The organism is Mesorhizobium sp. P5_C1, assembly GCF_054049815.1.
Genome location: NZ_JBFULQ010000892.1, coordinates 1 through 1,503, shown reverse-complemented (window position 1 = coordinate 1,503; position 1,503 = coordinate 1). Strand labels below are relative to the sequence as shown.

Below are 1,503 nucleotides of genomic sequence, written 5' to 3'. Positions count from 1 at the left end.
GAATCATCCAGCCGCAGCGTGCCGGCTGCATCCACACCGAAAATGACGTCTGCGGACGAGGCGGCGTGAAACTCCAGCTGTGACATGTTTCCGATGATGGCATCGCCGTCGCCGGTAACCTGACCACCTATCGCGACATTGCCGCCATTGGCCCAGATCAATCCGGAATTGGCGACGGCACCGTTGATCGTCAGGCCACCCGACCCCGTGGCCTCCAGCGTTCCCGAGTTGACGACGGTGCTGCTGCCGGTGTCGATAACCAGTGCATGGGTGCCGGTGGCGATGATCGTGCCCTGATTGTTCAGACCCAGCAGGCCGCCGCCGAGTTGGCCAGCGCCGGAGATGGTGTTGTCGACATTGGTCAAGGTGACATCGGCAGCCGTGCCCGAGATCACGTTCGCATCGCTGTCGGACAGGACGATCTGTCCGCCACCTTGCAGCGTGATACCGTGCTGGATCAGCTGCAGCAACGTGTCGTTGCCGGCCGATTCGAGCGAGATAAGGCCGGTATTGTTGATTGTGCCGCTCAGTGGCAGCAGCGCGCCGTCGCCGATCGACATGGTCCCGGCATTGTTCATCACCGGCGTCTGGTCGAAGACGAAATTGCTTCCGGTGAGCGCGCTCGAATGCACCCCGTCGAGCGTGACAGACTGGCCGTCCGCAAGCGTGATCACCGCATTGCCGTTGGGGTCGTCCGCCATATGCGCCTGAACGTCGGCGAAGCTCGCAAAACCGGCATAACCGATGAGATCGACATGGTCGGCCGCCGTGTTGAAGCTGTGCACCGTGTCGTTGCCAATCGGCTGCGAGAAGACGAACAGGTCGTTGCCATGCGAGCCGGTCAGCACGTCGTCGCCGGACCAGGCAAAAATCGGCGAACCCGACGCATAGGCTTCGACATTGTCGGCGACGAACTTGGTTCCGATCGTGCCGTCTGCATTCGTCCAAGTCATCGAGACGTCTAGCAGAGCCGCCCCGCTGAATTCGGCCGGCGTGGTGACCGTCAGCGATTGCACATCGTTGCTCTGAACTGTCCATGTGCCGTCGCCGTTGTCGGTACCCCCGCTGATGCTCCAGCCCACAGGGACGCCGGAGACGACGACCACGATAGCATTCGCGACATCCCCCGAAGGGTTCGTTAGAGCCAGATTGATAGGCTCTCCGGCAACGCCGGCGGGCTTGACATGGGTGTTGGTGATCAATGTGGCAAGATTGGCCACTGTGACGCCGGAGAGATCGACAAGGATGTCGTTCGCCGAATTCGGGGTGGCACCAACTTGTTCGTAAACATAGGTGTGGGCCGTTCCGTTTATCGTAGCGGTGAACGCCACCGTCGCGCCCGCAGCGCCGATATCGTTGTTTTGCAAATACTGAACTGCAGCGGCGACTCGCGACGTGTCGGTGGCACTCAGATTTAGCGCTGCACTGAAGCTGTTGGCATCATCAAAGGTGATGATGCCGTTCGAAATCGTGTGCGACTTTATGGTTTGACCACCAATGGTC

Annotated in this window: 1 pseudogene; it reads right to left on the bottom strand. The window is 60.3% G+C overall.

The features are described from left to right. Nucleotides 1–1,367, bottom strand: a pseudogene (locus ACXJ7R_RS32330) (beta strand repeat-containing protein); the annotation flags it as partial. Nucleotides 1,368–1,503: the final 136 nt, after the last annotated feature.